A 14,297-nucleotide genomic window follows, 5' to 3' on the forward strand; every position below is an offset into this window, starting at 1 on the left:
CGGGCATAACTATTTTTTGTACTGGTAAAACTCCGCCAGCGTCATCCCCACGGTCTTATCTGATAACCAAGTAAAGAGCTGCTCCAGATCCTGATACAGCCCCTCAATCGCGGCCTCGTCTTTAAAAGTAGGGCTCCCGCCAGGCATAAATTCCGACGAATGCAGCATGAATTCCACGTAGTCATTCCCCTGAGCCAGGCACTGCTGCGCAACCTTAATCATCTCCGCCGCATTTCCTCCGGACGGACGTAACCAGTTAACTGACGGAGAACGGTATTTACCGCGCAGACGATCATAACCCTGCTTCAGGGAATTCAGCCATGCCGGGTGTTTATACTGGATGCTCATCGGCACTTCGAGGAGAGGGCTGTTTCCCGGCCGGGAAATGTCGTCTACGTCCAAAAAGTAGGCACGATCGGGAAAATGCTGGTAATTCGTTCCGCCATTACCCTGCGGGGCACCTTTCGCGTTGCGCCAGTTCACGCGCGGCGTAACGGAACAATCTACCTGATACCCCAGCTCAATCAGCAACTGGGCGTAACGGCTGTCGAATGCCCAGCGCCCGGCGCGATGGCTGAGCATTTTTGTCTGGAAAGTCTCTTCCAGTAAGCGGGTCATGAAGAGCACTTTCTCACGCATGACCTCGTCTGAAAACTCAATCAGATAAGGCTGCCAGCGCCAGTCATCACCGGTCAGATCGTGTTCCGGAGGGCTATTCCAGGCATGGAGATGCATTCCCACCTCACCCTGGCCGCGGGCTATGACCTCTTTCGCGAACTCAATGAATACCGGTTCGACTGCCATCTCGTAGTTGGTCAGCCAGACGGGCTTAAAGCCGAAACGTTCACAAAGCGCCTGAAACCGCGCCAGGTAGCGCGCGTTTTCCGTTTTGATCACCCGGTGGTTCTGCCAGAGATTATCCCCTTCGGTATCGATCGTGATGATAAACGCTGGTTTTTTCATAATGAGCCCGCAAGACAAAGTAGTTAGCGCTATGTTACGCACGCCCGAAAGCAGGAGTAAACCCTTCCAGGGAAATTCCTGACATTATGGAGAAAGAGTGCAAGTCGTTACCAGGTCTATTAGAATTGCCAATAGTACAACGCCGATAAGATGATGATGAATAACTTACCTGACACGCCTGATTTGCGCATTTTACTGATCAAACTTCGCCATCATGGTGACATGTTACTCACCACCCCCGTCATCAATTCATTACGCCAGAAATGGCCTGACGCCCAAATCGACGTGCTTCTCTATGAAGAGACGCGAGACATGCTCGCCGCGCATCCGGCAATCGGGACGATCTATGGTATCGATCGTAAATGGAAGCAGCTGGGGACGCTGAAGCACCTGCAAAAAGAGTGGCAGTTGCTTCGTGCTTTACGCGCTCAGCATTATCATCTGGTGATCAATCTTGCCGATCAGTGGCGCAGCGCGATTGTTACCCGCTTCACCGGTGCACCGGTTCGGCTCGGGTTCGCTTTTAACAAGCGCAATAATGCCTTCTGGCGTTTTTGTCACAGTGAACTGGTCTCGGTCGCCAGCCATCAGTCGTTGCACACCGTTGAACAAAATCTCTCCATACTGTCAGCGCTGCCGGTAATGGCCAACCCTACCGTGACCATGGCTTACAGCGCGGATGACTGGCGCCATGCTCACCAAAAGCTGTCGCAAAAGGGCGTGGGAGACCGCTACATCGTTATTCAACCCACTTCACGCTGGTTCTTTAAGTGCTGGGACGAAGGCAAAATGGCGCAAACTATCGCCGCGTTGCAGCAGGACGGCCACACTATCGTCCTTACGGCGGGACCGGACAAGAAAGAGCTGGCGATGATTGACCGCATTCTTGCAGCCTCCCCGCAGACGGGTGTTGTATCGCTGGCAGGGCAGTTAACCCTGCGCCAGCTGGCCTCGCTAATCGATCACGCGATCCTGTTCATTGGCGTTGACTCCGTACCCATGCACATGGCCGCCGCCCTTCAGACGCCCTGCGTGGCGCTGTTTGGCCCGTCAAAATTGACGTTCTGGTCGCCATGGCAGGTTAACGGAGAGGTCATCTGGGCAGGTAACTACGGCCCGCTTCCCAACCCTGACGCCATTGATACAAAAACGACGGAACGTTATCTCGACGCCATCCCCGTTGATGCTGTCGTCTCCGCCGCAAGGAGATACCTGCAATGAAGCTTCATCGTCTGGCCATTGCGCGCCAAAAATATCGTCCGGATGGAGGAGCAGAACGTTTTGTCTCCAGGGCACTTACCGCGCTGAGCAATCAAAATCTTGAGCTCAACGTCATCACCCGCGAGTGGCAGGGCGAAAAGCAGGACGACTGGCATATTCATATTTGCGATCCACGAAAGTGGGGCCGCATCAGCCGTGAGCGCGGCTTTGCACACGCCGCGCGCGCGCTGTGGCAGCAACAGCAGTTTGATATTGTCCAGAGCCACGAACGTATTCCGGGCTGCGATATTTACCGCGCCGGGGATGGTGTACATCGACGCTGGCTGCTACAGCGTACGCGTATTCTCCCCGCCTGGCGCGCGAAGCTGCTTATGCACGATCGCTATCACCGCTACGTGATGCACGCAGAACGTGAAATGTACCAGGCTCCCGAGTTGAAAGCCGTTATCTGTAATGCGGAGATGATCAAGCGCGAAATCGTCGAAGACTTTGATATTGACGCAAAAAAGATACATGTGATTTATAATTCAATAGATTCCAGCCGCTTCGTTCCGGCAGAAGAGAGGCAACGCGCTGTACTGCGTCAGCAATTTGGCTTACCCGCTGATGCCGTCATTTTCTGCTTCGTGGGTTCAGGGTTTGAACGCAAGGGGCTGGCAAGCGCTATTCGGGCTATAGCAGGAACCTCGGCGTGGCTGGTTGTGGTCGGTCAGGATAAAGCGGAAAGCCGTTATCGCGACCTCGCCCGTTCATTAGGCTGTGAGGGGCAAATCCGTTTCCTGGGGATGCAAAAAGAGACGCTGCCGTTTTATCAGCTTTCTGATGGTTTACTGCTGCCGACGCTGTATGATCCTTTCCCTAACGTCATACTTGAAGCAATGGCCTGTGGATTGCCCGTCATTACGTCAGAGAGTTGCGGTGGTTCAGAATTTATTGAGCAAGGCCAGAACGGGTTTTACTGTGATGCACTTGATATCCACACATTGAAGGAGGCCGTCATGTCCATCCCTTCACTGGAAAAAAATAACAATATGGGGCTTGCGGCGCGTGAACGCGTCAGAGAAGCAACCCCTGAAAAACTATCAAGTCAGCTTATTTCGCTTTATCAAAAATTACTGGATTAATAATGCGCATCCTAATGATTATTGATGGTTTACCCGGTGGAGGAGCCGAAAAAACGGTTCTCACCCTCTCCAGCGGACTGACAGAACTGGGGCATCAGGTCACCCTTTTCTCCTTACGGAAGGTGTGCGACTACGCCATTCCGGAAGGCATCGATTTTCAGGTTGTGCAGGATACCTGTAAAAAACCCTGGCGGAAGCTGACCGAGATCCCGCGTCGCGCCCGTTTGCTGGATCGCGCCATCGAGCAGGCAGAACGCAGCGGTAAATTTGACGTCGTGTTCTCACATCTGCATAAAACCGACCGTATCGTGGCGCACAGCCGCGTGCTGGATCGGGATAAGGTCTGGTTCTGCGTACACGGGATGTTCTCCTTCTCCTATTTGCGCCATCGCAGCGGGCTTTCTCGCTGGTTTAAGCATTATAAAATCCGTCATACCTATGAAAACCGCAACGTGGTGGCGGTATCCGGCGCCGTGCTGCACGATCTGTCTGAAGTACTCGCGATCCCCCTGCGGCGCAAAGCAGTTATCCATAACCCCTTTGATATCCCTGAAATTCAGCGTCTGGCGGAAGCGTCCTTTGAGATGCAGGGGCAGGATTACATTATCCACGTTGGCCGTTTTCATGAACACAAACGTCACGACAGGCTGCTGCGGGCGTTCGCGCTGAGCAAGATCGACGCATCGCTGGTGTTGATGGGCAAAGGTTCTGACGCGAAAATAAATCAGCTCAAACAGCTTGCCGCTAAGCTGGGAATTGAAAACAAGATCGTCTTCCGCCCGTTCGAAACCAACCCCTACCCGTGGATCAAAGGGGCACGCCTTTTAGTGTTAAGTTCCGACTGCGAAGGTTTTGGTAATGTACTGGTAGAGTCCATTATCTGTCAGACCCCACCGGTGAGTACAAACTGCCCTGGCGGCCCTGCTGAGATCCTTACTGGCCCCCTGGCGCGTGGTCTGACAGCGTTAACCGACGAATCACTGGCGAAAACACTGGCAGAACTGTATGCCTCTCCGCCGGTTGTTGATCGCGAAACGATCGCATCGTTCGGTATCAACGCCATTTGCCAGCAATACATTGCTTTGGTCGACAACCAAAAATAATCAGGTTTCATATGCAAAATTCAGCGCCTTTATTAAGCGTGGTGGTGGCCGTTTATAACGGTGAAGCTTTTCTCGATCAGTTCTTTACCTGCCTTGTAAATCAACACATCGACAGTATGGAAGTCATCATCGTGAATGACGGTTCCACTGACCGCTCGATGCAGATTGTCGAAAAATGGCGCGAAAAGCTGCCACAGATGCAGGTTATTGAACAACCTAATCAGGGCGTGTCCATCGCGCGTAATACTGGCCTGGCCGTTGCGACCGGGCAGTATCTCTCTTTCCCGGATATTGATGATGTCTTCAAACCCGGCATGTACCAGCGTCTGCTGGATATGGCCGTCACGCAGAACCTGGATGTCGCCACCTGCAATGGCAACTACGTCTGGGAAAATAACAAAAAACCGTCTCGCCCTATCTTCCCTGAAGATAAGCTCGCCTCAACGGGCGTCATGAATGGCGCGGCATGGTTAAAAAAGGCGCTGGATTCACGTAAGTTCCTGCATGTGACCTGGCTGAATATCTATCGTCACGATTTTATTCGTCAGCACGGCTTTCGTTTCGAGCCAGGCCTGCGCCATCAGGATATCCCGTGGACGACTGAGGTACTGCTTGCCGCGGAACGCGTTCAGTACACCAGCGAACGCTTTTACGACTACTACATTCACTCCGCCTCGGTATCGCACACCCCGGATAATGACGACACGCTGATTCGCTCTGCGCGCCATTATATGAAGATCCTGAAGATGCTTGATGCCATTAACCAGCGCTACCCGGATAAAGTGAAAAATATCCCGGCCTGTTACTGGCAAATCGCTAAAGAGGGTCTGGGAATTATTCATACCTTCGACAACATGAAGGATGAGGCGAAGAAATCAATGATAATCAAAGAGTTCTTCGACACCGGTGTCTGGAAGCTCATCTGGAAAAGTGCCAAAAGCCCGCGTTTGCGCTGGCGCCTGGGCCGGCGCTACTTCCGTTTAAAACGGTATCTGGCATAAGAGATAGCTTTAGCACGCTTAAATGCTTAGAATTTCCCGGCCGAAACTAAAAAAACGGATAATCGCTTGGAATTGTTGTATACCGCCCTGCTCTACATCATTCAGCCACTGGTGTGGCTGCGACTGTTGCTTCGTAGCCGTAAAGCGCCTGCGTACCGTAAACGCTGGGCCGAACGTTATGGCTACTGCCGCAATAAAGTGGCGCCGGACGGTATTCTGCTGCATTCCGTGTCAGTCGGGGAAACGCTGGCCGCCATTCCACTGGTGCGTGCCCTGCGCCACCGTTATCCGTCACTGCCCATCACCGTCACCACGATGACGCCAACCGGCTCAGAGCGCGTGATGTCTGCCTTCGGTAAAGACGTGCATCACGTCTACCTGCCGTACGATCTCCCCTGCGCCATGAACCGTTTCCTGAATACCGTGCGCCCTAAACTGGTGATCGTCATGGAAACCGAACTCTGGCCGAATATGATTTCCGCCCTGCATGCCCGTAAAATTCCTTTGGTTATCGCCAACGCGCGTCTGTCGGAACGCTCGGCGAAAGGGTACGGCAAGCTGGGTAAATTTATGCGTCGCCTGCTCAGCAAAATCACGCTGATCGCCGCGCAGAACGAAGAAGATGCCGCGCGCTTTATCGCCCTCGGCCTGAAGCGCAACCAGCTTGCGGTCACGGGTAGCCTGAAGTTCGATATTTCCGTCACCCCTGAACTCGCCGCCCGTGCGGTAACACTGCGTCGTCAGTGGGCGCCGCGTCGCCAGGTCTGGATTGCCACCAGCACCCATGATGGCGAAGAAGCCATTATTCTTCAGGCTCACCGCCAGCTGCTGGAAAAATTCCCTGATTTACTGCTGATTCTGGTTCCTCGCCATCCTGAGCGTTTTAAAGATGCCCGCGAGATGGTGCAAAAAGGCGGTTTCAGCTTCACCCTGCGCAGCAGCGGCGAAATCCCCTCTGGCAGCACGCAGGTGGTGATTGGCGATACGATGGGCGAACTGATGCTGCTGTACGGGATCGCCGATCTTGCTTTCGTTGGCGGAAGCCTGGTGGAGCGCGGTGGTCATAACCCGCTGGAGCCAGCAGCCCACGCCATCCCCGTACTGATGGGGCCACACACGTTTAACTTCAAAGATATCTGCGCGAAATTGCAGCAAGCCGATGGCTTAATCACCGTGACCGACGCGGATTCGGTGGTCAAAGAGGTCTCAACCCTTCTGACTGACGAAGATTACCGCCTGTGGTACGGTCGTCACGCCGTTGAAGTCCTGCATCAGAACCAGGGCGCACTGACCCGTCTGCTGCAACTTCTGCAACCTTACCTGCCGCAGCGGAGCCACTAATGTCAACGCGTCTGTCGGTCGTGATGATCGCCAAAAACGCCGCCGACCTGCTTCCGGATTGCCTGGCCTCTGTTGCCTGGGCTGACGAAATCGTCATTCTCGACTCCGGAAGTACGGACAATACGGCGGACGTTGCCCGTGCAGCCGAGGCAAAAGTCTTTACCGACACCGACTGGCAGGGCTACGGTATTCAGCGCCAGCGTGCGCAGGGTTACGCCACGGGTGATTACGTGTTGATGATCGATACCGATGAGCGCGTCACCCCGGAACTCCGACAGGCCATTCAAACGGTGCTTGCCGCGCCACAGCCCGGCGCGGTCTACAGTATCGCGCGTCGTAACTATTTCCTGGGCCGCTTTATGCGCCACAGCGGCTGGTACCCCGACCGCGTGATGCGCCTCTATGCGCGCGAGCGTTATCAGTACAACGACAACCTGGTCCATGAATCTCTGGCCTGCGATAGCGCTCAGGTCATCCCTCTGACGGGCGATCTGCTTCATCTGACCTGCCGCGATTTCGCCAGCTTCCAGCGGAAACAGCTGAACTATGCCACCGCCTGGGCACAGGAGCGGCATACGCGCGGCAAGAAGGCCACGCTGACCGGCATCTTCACCCACACGCTGGGCGCGTTTCTGAAAACGCTGCTGCTGCGTGGCGGCGTGCTGGACGGCAAACAGGGCTGGTTACTGGCCGTAGTGAATGCCCAGTATACTTTCAACAAATACACCGAGCTGTGGGCGCTGAACCGCGGCTACTCAGAGAAAACGTGAGCCATGAGCACAAAAGCGATTTATCCGGGTACCTTCGATCCGATCACTAACGGTCATCTTGATATCATCACCCGTGCGGCGTGTATGTTCGACAAGGTGATTCTGGCCATTGCCGCCAGCCCGAGCAAAAAGCCGATGTTCGACCTGAACGAACGCGTGCAGCTTGCCACCGATGCGATTTCGCATCTGTCGAATGTTGAGGTCGTCGGATTCAGCGACTTGATGGCAAACTTTGCCCGTGACCGGCAGGCCAATATCCTGATCCGCGGTCTTCGCGCGGTAGCAGACTTCGAATATGAGATGCAGCTGGCACACATGAACCGCCATCTGATGCCGGAGCTGGAGAGCGTATTCCTGATGCCCTCCAAAGAGTGGTCCTTCATCTCTTCCTCACTGGTGAAAGAGGTGGCGCGCCATCACGGGGACGTTACCCACTTCCTGCCGGTTAACGTCCACCAGGCGTTGATGGAAAAGCTAAAGTAACCCTACTTCTGGCACTGACGGCAGTAAAACGTGGCGCGCTGAGCGTGCTTCGTGGCAATAATCGGCGTCCCGCAGGCTCTGCACGGCTCACCCTTACGGCCATAAACCTGCAACTCCTGCGCAAAATAGCCCGGCTTCCCGTCGCTTTGCAGGAAATCCTTCAGCGTCGTCCCGCCCTGCTCAATTGAGCGCAGCAGTACCGCTTTAATTACTCTGACCAGCAGCTCGCACTCCTGCGCCGACAGCGAGGAGGCCAGCCGATCGGGATGGATCCCGGCGGCAAACAACGATTCGCTGGCATAGATATTTCCCACGCCCACCACCAGCTTGTTATCCATCAGCCAGGGTTTAATCGGGGTTTTCTTTTTCGCGCACTTCTCTTTGAGATAATCCGCGTTAAACGCCTCTGACAGCGGCTCAGGTCCGAGATGCGCCAGCACGTTGTGTCCTTCCAGCTCTTTGGTCCACAGCCATGCGCCAAAGCGACGCGGGTCGGTGTAACGCAGTACTTTGCCGTTACTCATCACCAGATCAACGTGGTCGTGCTTTTCCGCAGGCAACTCTTCGGTGAGGATGCGCAGGCTTCCCGACATGCCCAGATGGATAATGATCCAGCCGTCAGGCAGCTCCAGCAGCAGGTATTTCGCGCGGCGCTGCACGCTCAGGACGGGTTTGTCGCTTAACGCGTGGATCTCATCGGACACCGGCCAGCGCAGACGCCCGTTGCGAACGACAGCATGAAGAATAGTCGCGCCAACCAGATGGGGCTCAATGCCGCGGCGGCTGGTCTCTACCTCTGGTAATTCAGGCATGGTTCCTCCGTTGAGATGCAGAATGCAAAAAACCCCGCAGTTGCGGGGTTTTTCAATACAAGGAGACTAAAATTATTTGATTTTAGCTTCTTTGTACAGTACGTGCTGGCGTACAACTGGATCGAATTTTTTCAGTTCCAGTTTTTCCGGCTTAGTACGTTTGTTCTTCGTGGTGGTGTAGAAGTGACCTGTACCAGCAGAAGAAACCAGCTTGATTTTCTCGCGAATACCTTTAGCCATGATTTATTTCCTCTTTAAGTACTTAGTACTTTTCGCCACGGGCACGCAGTTCGGACAGAACTGTATCGATGCCTTTCTTATCGATTACACGCATACCTTTAGCAGATACGCGCAGGGTGACAAAACGCTTCTCGCTCTCAACCCAGAAACGGTGAGAGTGCAGGTTCGGCAGGAAACGGCGTTTAGTCGCGTTCAGTGCGTGGGAACGGTTGTTACCGGTCACCGGACGCTTGCCAGTAACTTGGCAGACTCGGGACATGTCTATTCTCCAAAAATCAAATTAGCTCGAGCTTCGTATGGGGTATCGGCGCCTCGTCAGGCTTTACAGCCCGGTCATCGCATAGTTCTATTGAACTCTCGATTGCCAGGCCCAAATGCCAAACCCGAGATTCTCAAAGGTGGCGTAGTATACGCTGACTCGGCGGTGTGCTCAAGTCCCGAACAGACAAAGATCCCGATGGATCGCGAGAAAAGGCCTAAATCCAGCCACGTTCGGCAAAAGAAATGTACTCTCCGCGGCCAATTATCAGATGGTCCAGCACACGAATGTCCATGAATTGACAGCATTTGATAATACGTTCGGTAATTGCTTTGTCAGCTCTGCTTGGTTCTGCACAGCCAGAGGGGTGATTATGCGCGAGGATCACGCCGGCTGCATTCACTTTTATCGCTTCCCGCACAATTTCACGCGGATGCACCTCAACATGGCTCAATGTTCCCGAAAAAAGGCGGGTATGTTTCAGTACCCGGTTTTTGTTATCGAGAAAGATCACCATAAAGATCTCCCGCTCCAGATCGGAGAGCTGGCTTTGCAGAAATTCGCGGGTCATATCGGGGGTGAGGATCGGGTCTTCTTCCTCCATACGCACGTTGTAAAATCGCCGGGCCAGCTCGGCAATGCCCCGTAACTGGGCATATTTCGCCACGCCAATGCCCTCAACGTGCGTAAACGCCTCCAGCTCAGCGGTCAGCAATCCATACAGTGAACCGAAATGGTCTATCAGTTCTTTCGCCAGCGTAAATACCGTTTTCCCCGGCGTGCCTGTGCGTAAAAAGAGCGCCAGCAGCTCGTCGTCCTTTAACAACGTGACGCCATGACGCAGCATTTTTTCACGCGGTAGCAGCAGTTCAGTCTCTTCCATGCCCGGCCTCCTTCTGTTTGCCATTATGCTGCCACAGGCAAATTCGGGGTTCGACGCTGGCATTTCGTTCTTGCGTAACGCCTCGCAAAGTGAATTAAGGACATCATCACCCCGTTTTAGGGATTGTGATAAAATGCCCGCTCTCTGGTGAAACCCAACAGGAAAGAATCATGATGAGCCTGGCCGGTAAAAAAATCGTTCTTGGCGTCAGCGGCGGTATTGCTGCCTATAAAACGCCAGACCTGGTGCGCCGTTTGCGCGAGCGCGGGGCCGACGTACGGGTCGCGATCACCGAAGGCGGCAAAGCCTTTATCACCCCCCTGAGCCTGCAAGCCGTCTCGGGATACCCGGTATCCGACAGCCTGCTCGACCCGGCGGCCGAAGCCGCAATGGGCCACATTGAGCTGGGGAAATGGGCCGATCTGGTTATCCTTGCCCCCGCCACGGCAGATTTAATTGCCCGCGTGGCAGCCGGTATGGCGAACGATCTGGTAACGACCATTTGCCTCGCCACGCCTGCGCCCGTCGCGGTTGTGCCCGCAATGAACCAGCAGATGTACCGCAACGCCGCTACCCAGCATAATCTGGACACGCTGGCCTCGCGCGGCCTGCTGATTTGGGGACCGGACAGTGGCAGCCAGGCCTGCGGCGACGTTGGGCCAGGGCGTATGCTCGACCCATTGACGATTGTTGATATGGCCGCCGCCCATTTCTCGCCTGTCAACGATCTGCAACATCTCAACATCATGATTACCGCGGGCCCCACGCGCGAGCCGCTGGATCCGGTGCGTTACATCACCAACCACAGCTCCGGCAAAATGGGCTTTGCGATTGCTGCCGCGGCAGCCAAACGCGGCGCGAACGTCACGCTAGTGAGCGGCCCGGTGTCGCTTACCACCCCTGCGTTTGTGCAGCGTATTGATGTAACGACCGCGCTGGAAATGGAAGCCGCCGTACAGGCACATGCTCAACAGCAGCATATTTTTATCGGCTGTGCGGCCGTCGCTGATTACCGCGCCGAAACCATTGCCGACGCTAAAATTAAAAAGCAAGGTGATGAATTAACAATAAAAATGGTGAAGAACCCGGATATCGTTGCCGGTGTCGCCGCATTGAAAACTCATCGACCTTACGTTGTTGGGTTTGCCGCAGAAACGAATAATGTGGAAGAATATGCCCGGCAAAAACGTACCCGCAAAAACCTCGATTTGATTTGCGCGAACGACGTATCGCTGTCCACGCAAGGATTTAACAGCGACAGCAACGCATTGCACCTTTTCTGGCAGGATGGAGATAAAGTCTTACCGCTTGAGCGCAAAGAACTCCTGGGCCAACACTTACTGGACGAGATCGTTACCCGTTATGATGAAAAAAATCGACGTTAAGATTCTGGACCCGCGCGTTGGCGAGCAATTTCCGCTGCCAACGTATGCCACCTCCGGCTCTGCCGGTCTTGACCTGCGCGCCTGTCTTGATGACGCCGTAGAACTGGCGCCAGGTGCAACGACCCTTATCCCGACCGGGCTGGCGATTCACATTGCTGACCCGTCACTGGCAGCGGTGATCCTGCCGCGCTCTGGCCTGGGCCACAAGCATGGCGTCGTGCTGGGTAATCTGGTCGGCCTGATCGATTCTGACTATCAGGGTCAGCTGATGGTATCCGTCTGGAACCGTGGCCAGGACAGCTTCACCATTGAGCCGGGCGAGCGTATCGCGCAGATGGTGTTTGTACCGGTGGTGCAGGCAGAATTTAACCTGGTGGCAGACTTCGACGCTACCGACCGTGGCGAAGGCGGCTTCGGCCATTCCGGGCGCAAATAACCGCCCGACAAACACGCATCTCACAGCGCCATAATGCAATAACAAACCGCAAACGTCAGTTTGCGGGTCGCTGTGTGGTTGCCAGCCTGACAAGTGCTTATTTTCAGGGGTATTTTGTAACATGGCAGAAAAACAAACCGCGAAAAGGAATCGTCGCGAAGAAATACTTCAATCTCTGGCTCTGATGCTTGAATCCAGCGACGGCAGTCAACGCATCACCACCGCAAAACTGGCGGCCTCTGTGGGCGTGTCAGAGGCGGCGCTGTATCGTCATTTCCCGAGCAAAACCCGGATGTTTGACAGCCTGATCGAGTTTATCGAAGACAGCCTGATCACGCGCATCAACCTGATTCTGAAGGATGAAAAAGACACCAGCACGCGTCTGCGTCTGATTGTGCTGCTGATTCTGGGCTTTGGTGAACGTAACCCGGGTCTGACCCGTATTCTGACCGGCCACGCGCTGATGTTTGAACAGGATCGTCTGCAAGGCCGTATAAACCAGCTTTTTGAGCGTATCGAAGCCCAGCTTCGTCAGGTTCTGCGCGAGAAGAAAATGCGGGAGGGCGAGGGATATAATACGGATGAAACCCTGCTGGCAAGCCAGATCCTGGCATTTTGCGAAGGGATGCTCTCCCGGTTTGTGCGCAGCGAGTTTAAATATCGACCAACGGACGATTTTGACGCCCGCTGGCCGTTAGTGGCTGCTCAGTTACAGTAACGCCATCGCCGGATGGCGGCTTTGCCTTATCCGGCCTACGAACGGGTAGGCCCGGTAAGCGTAGCGCCACCGGGCAATTGAATTATACGCCAAACTCTTCGCGGTATTGACGCACCGCCGCCAGATGATCAGCCATCTCAGGCTTCTCTTCCAGATACGCAATCAGGTCTTTCAGAGTGATAATCGACGTGACCTTGCAGCCATAATCGCGCTCCACTTCCTGAATAGCAGAGATGTCGCCGCGCCCGCGCTCCTGACGATCGAGCGAAATCAGCACACCCGCAAGCGTTGCGCCGTTAGCCTGGATAATCTCCATCGATTCACGGATCGCGGTACCTGCGGTGATCACGTCATCCACCAGCATCACACGCCCCTGCAACGCACTGCCTACCAGATTGCCGCCTTCACCGTGGGTTTTGGCCTCTTTACGGTTAAAGCAGTACGGTACGTCGCGGTCATGGTGTTCCGCCAGCGCCACCGCCGTGGTGGTTGCGATTGGAATGCCTTTGTACGCGGGGCCAAACAGCAGGTCAAAATCAATCCCGGAATCCACCAGCGCTTCGGCATAGAAGCGGCCTAACAGTGCCAGGTCGCGCCCGGTATTAAACAGCCCGGCGTTGAAGAAATACGGGCTTTTACGCCCGGATTTCAGCGTGAACTCGCCAAACTTAAGTACCTGCTTGTTAAGCGCAAACTCAATAAACTGGCGCTGATACGATTTCATGGATTTGCTCCTTTGTCTTTTCAGTCTTACAGGCAAAAAAAAGGCGACTCATTGGTCGCCTTAAAATCAATTTTCTAACGCCGCTTTCTGCGTCGCTACAATAGATTCGATTCCCCCTCGGGCCAACGCCAGCAAGGTGAGCAGTTCTTCGTGAGTGAATGGCTCGCCTTCTGCCGTACCCTGCACTTCAATGATGCGACCATCTTCGGTCATCACCACGTTCATGTCGGTTTCTGCGGCAGAATCTTCAACGTATTCCAGATCGCAAAGCGCCTCGCCGTTAACGATACCAACGGAGACAGCAGCAACCATCCCTTTCATTGGGTTGGTTTTCAGCTTACCGGCGGCAACCAGCTTGTTCAGGGCATCTGCCAGCGCCACACAGGCACCGGTAATAGAGGCCGTACGCGTGCCACCATCGGCCTGGATCACGTCGCAGTCCAGCGTGATGGTGAACTCACCCAGCGTTTTCAGGTCAACCGCGGCGCGGAGCGCACGCGCGATCAGGCGCTGGATCTCCATAGTACGACCGCCCTGCTTACCTTTTGCCGCTTCACGGGCATTACGGGTATGGGTTGCGCGCGGCAACATACCGTATTCGGCGGTGATCCACCCCTGGCCCTGACCTTTCAGGAAGCGAGGCACGCCCTCTTCAATGGACGCGGTGCAAAGCACCTTGGTGTCACCAAACTCAACCAGCACGGAGCCTTCAGCGTGTTTTGTATAGTTACGGGTCAGGGTGACGGGACGCACCTGGTTGGCGCTACGACCTGCTGGACGCATGATGGATTCTCCGGCTTGAAACGAATGTGGCTGCGCATTATACGGATAAAG

At 54.7% G+C, this 14,297-nt stretch carries 17 protein-coding genes; 10 read left to right on the plus strand and 7 right to left on the minus strand.

The features are described 5' to 3' along the window. Positions 1 to 9: 9 nt before the first annotated feature. Positions 10 to 963 (minus strand): polysaccharide deacetylase family protein, encoded by a 954-nt coding sequence (locus SK58_RS01255; protein WP_023302886.1) that lies wholly within the window; start codon positions 961 to 963, stop codon positions 10 to 12. A gap of 150 nt (positions 964 to 1,113) precedes the next feature. On the opposite strand from SK58_RS01255, the gene rfaQ reads away from it, so the two are divergent. From rfaQ to coaD, 7 genes are all read left to right on the plus strand, one after another. Continuing rightward, positions 1,114 to 2,184: a putative lipopolysaccharide heptosyltransferase III gene (gene rfaQ / locus SK58_RS01260; protein ID WP_017383615.1), complete on the plus strand. Its 1,071-nt coding sequence runs from the start codon at positions 1,114 to 1,116 to the stop codon at positions 2,182 to 2,184. Next, positions 2,181 to 3,308 (plus strand): glycosyltransferase family 4 protein, encoded by a 1,128-nt coding sequence (locus SK58_RS01265; RefSeq protein WP_048219243.1) that lies wholly within the window; start codon positions 2,181 to 2,183, stop codon positions 3,306 to 3,308. The genes rfaQ and SK58_RS01265 overlap by 4 nt, the downstream gene beginning before the upstream one ends. Before the next feature lie 2 nt (positions 3,309 to 3,310). Beyond that, on the plus strand, positions 3,311 to 4,411 hold the full coding sequence (locus tag SK58_RS01270) for a glycosyltransferase (RefSeq protein WP_023295713.1): 1,101 nt from the start codon (positions 3,311 to 3,313) through the stop codon (positions 4,409 to 4,411). An 11-nt stretch (positions 4,412 to 4,422) separates the two neighbouring features. Beyond that, positions 4,423 to 5,412 (plus strand): glycosyltransferase, encoded by a 990-nt coding sequence (locus SK58_RS01275; protein WP_039269346.1) that lies wholly within the window; start codon positions 4,423 to 4,425, stop codon positions 5,410 to 5,412. A gap of 66 nt (positions 5,413 to 5,478) precedes the next feature. Further along, positions 5,479 to 6,753 carry a lipid IV(A) 3-deoxy-D-manno-octulosonic acid transferase gene (waaA, locus tag SK58_RS01280; RefSeq protein WP_003860874.1) on the plus strand — a complete coding sequence of 425 codons (1,275 nt, stop codon included), beginning with the start codon at positions 5,479 to 5,481 and terminating at the stop codon, positions 6,751 to 6,753. Further along, positions 6,753 to 7,523: a glycosyltransferase family 2 protein gene (locus SK58_RS01285; RefSeq protein WP_048219246.1), complete on the plus strand. Its 771-nt coding sequence runs from the start codon at positions 6,753 to 6,755 to the stop codon at positions 7,521 to 7,523. The genes waaA and SK58_RS01285 overlap by 1 nt, the downstream gene beginning before the upstream one ends. Before the next feature lie 3 nt (positions 7,524 to 7,526). Further along, positions 7,527 to 8,006, plus strand: a complete 480-nt coding sequence (coaD, locus tag SK58_RS01290; RefSeq protein ID WP_015570040.1) for a pantetheine-phosphate adenylyltransferase — start codon at positions 7,527 to 7,529, stop codon at positions 8,004 to 8,006. A 2-nt stretch (positions 8,007 to 8,008) separates the two neighbouring features. On the opposite strand, the gene mutM is transcribed toward coaD, so the two are convergent. The 4 genes from mutM to radC form a co-directional block, all read right to left on the minus strand. Next, on the minus strand, positions 8,009 to 8,818 hold the full coding sequence (gene mutM / locus SK58_RS01295) for a bifunctional DNA-formamidopyrimidine glycosylase/DNA-(apurinic or apyrimidinic site) lyase (RefSeq protein WP_003860879.1): 810 nt from the start codon (positions 8,816 to 8,818) through the stop codon (positions 8,009 to 8,011). A gap of 72 nt (positions 8,819 to 8,890) precedes the next feature. Beyond that, positions 8,891 to 9,058, minus strand: coding sequence for a 50S ribosomal protein L33 (gene rpmG, locus SK58_RS01300; RefSeq protein ID WP_003024094.1), 168 nt, complete (start codon positions 9,056 to 9,058; stop codon positions 8,891 to 8,893). Positions 9,059 to 9,080: 22 nt separating this feature from the next. Beyond that, positions 9,081 to 9,317 carry a 50S ribosomal protein L28 gene (gene rpmB / locus SK58_RS01305; RefSeq protein ID WP_002436699.1) on the minus strand — a complete coding sequence of 79 codons (237 nt, stop codon included), beginning with the start codon at positions 9,315 to 9,317 and terminating at the stop codon, positions 9,081 to 9,083. A gap of 217 nt (positions 9,318 to 9,534) precedes the next feature. Then, positions 9,535 to 10,200: a RadC family protein gene (gene radC / locus SK58_RS01310; protein ID WP_006812419.1), complete on the minus strand. Its 666-nt coding sequence runs from the start codon at positions 10,198 to 10,200 to the stop codon at positions 9,535 to 9,537. A 173-nt stretch (positions 10,201 to 10,373) separates the two neighbouring features. Here radC and coaBC point away from each other — a divergent pair, with 173 nt between their 5' ends. From coaBC to slmA, 3 genes are all read left to right on the plus strand, one after another. After that, on the plus strand, positions 10,374 to 11,585 hold the full coding sequence (coaBC, locus tag SK58_RS01315; protein WP_168728665.1) for a bifunctional phosphopantothenoylcysteine decarboxylase/phosphopantothenate--cysteine ligase CoaBC: 1,212 nt from the start codon (positions 10,374 to 10,376) through the stop codon (positions 11,583 to 11,585). Beyond that, positions 11,563 to 12,021: a dUTP diphosphatase gene (dut, locus tag SK58_RS01320; protein WP_015570042.1), complete on the plus strand. Its 459-nt coding sequence runs from the start codon at positions 11,563 to 11,565 to the stop codon at positions 12,019 to 12,021. The genes coaBC and dut overlap by 23 nt, the downstream gene beginning before the upstream one ends. 121 nt (positions 12,022 to 12,142) lie before the next feature. Continuing rightward, a complete protein-coding gene (gene slmA / locus SK58_RS01325) occupies positions 12,143 to 12,739 on the plus strand; it encodes a nucleoid occlusion factor SlmA (protein WP_003860901.1) in 597 nt (198 codons plus the stop codon). Between the two features lie 82 nt (positions 12,740 to 12,821). Here slmA and pyrE read toward each other — a convergent pair whose 3' ends face one another. After that, entirely contained in the window at positions 12,822 to 13,463 is a 642-nt protein-coding gene (pyrE, locus tag SK58_RS01330) for an orotate phosphoribosyltransferase (RefSeq protein ID WP_015570043.1), read from the minus strand. A gap of 66 nt (positions 13,464 to 13,529) precedes the next feature. Beyond that, a complete protein-coding gene (gene rph, locus SK58_RS01335; protein WP_015570044.1) occupies positions 13,530 to 14,246 on the minus strand; it encodes a ribonuclease PH in 717 nt (238 codons plus the stop codon). Positions 14,247 to 14,297: the final 51 nt, after the last annotated feature.

Origin of the sequence: Enterobacter sp. BIDMC93, assembly GCF_001037805.1 — a bacterium.
GTDB lineage: Bacteria > Pseudomonadota > Gammaproteobacteria > Enterobacterales > Enterobacteriaceae > Enterobacter > Enterobacter hormaechei_C.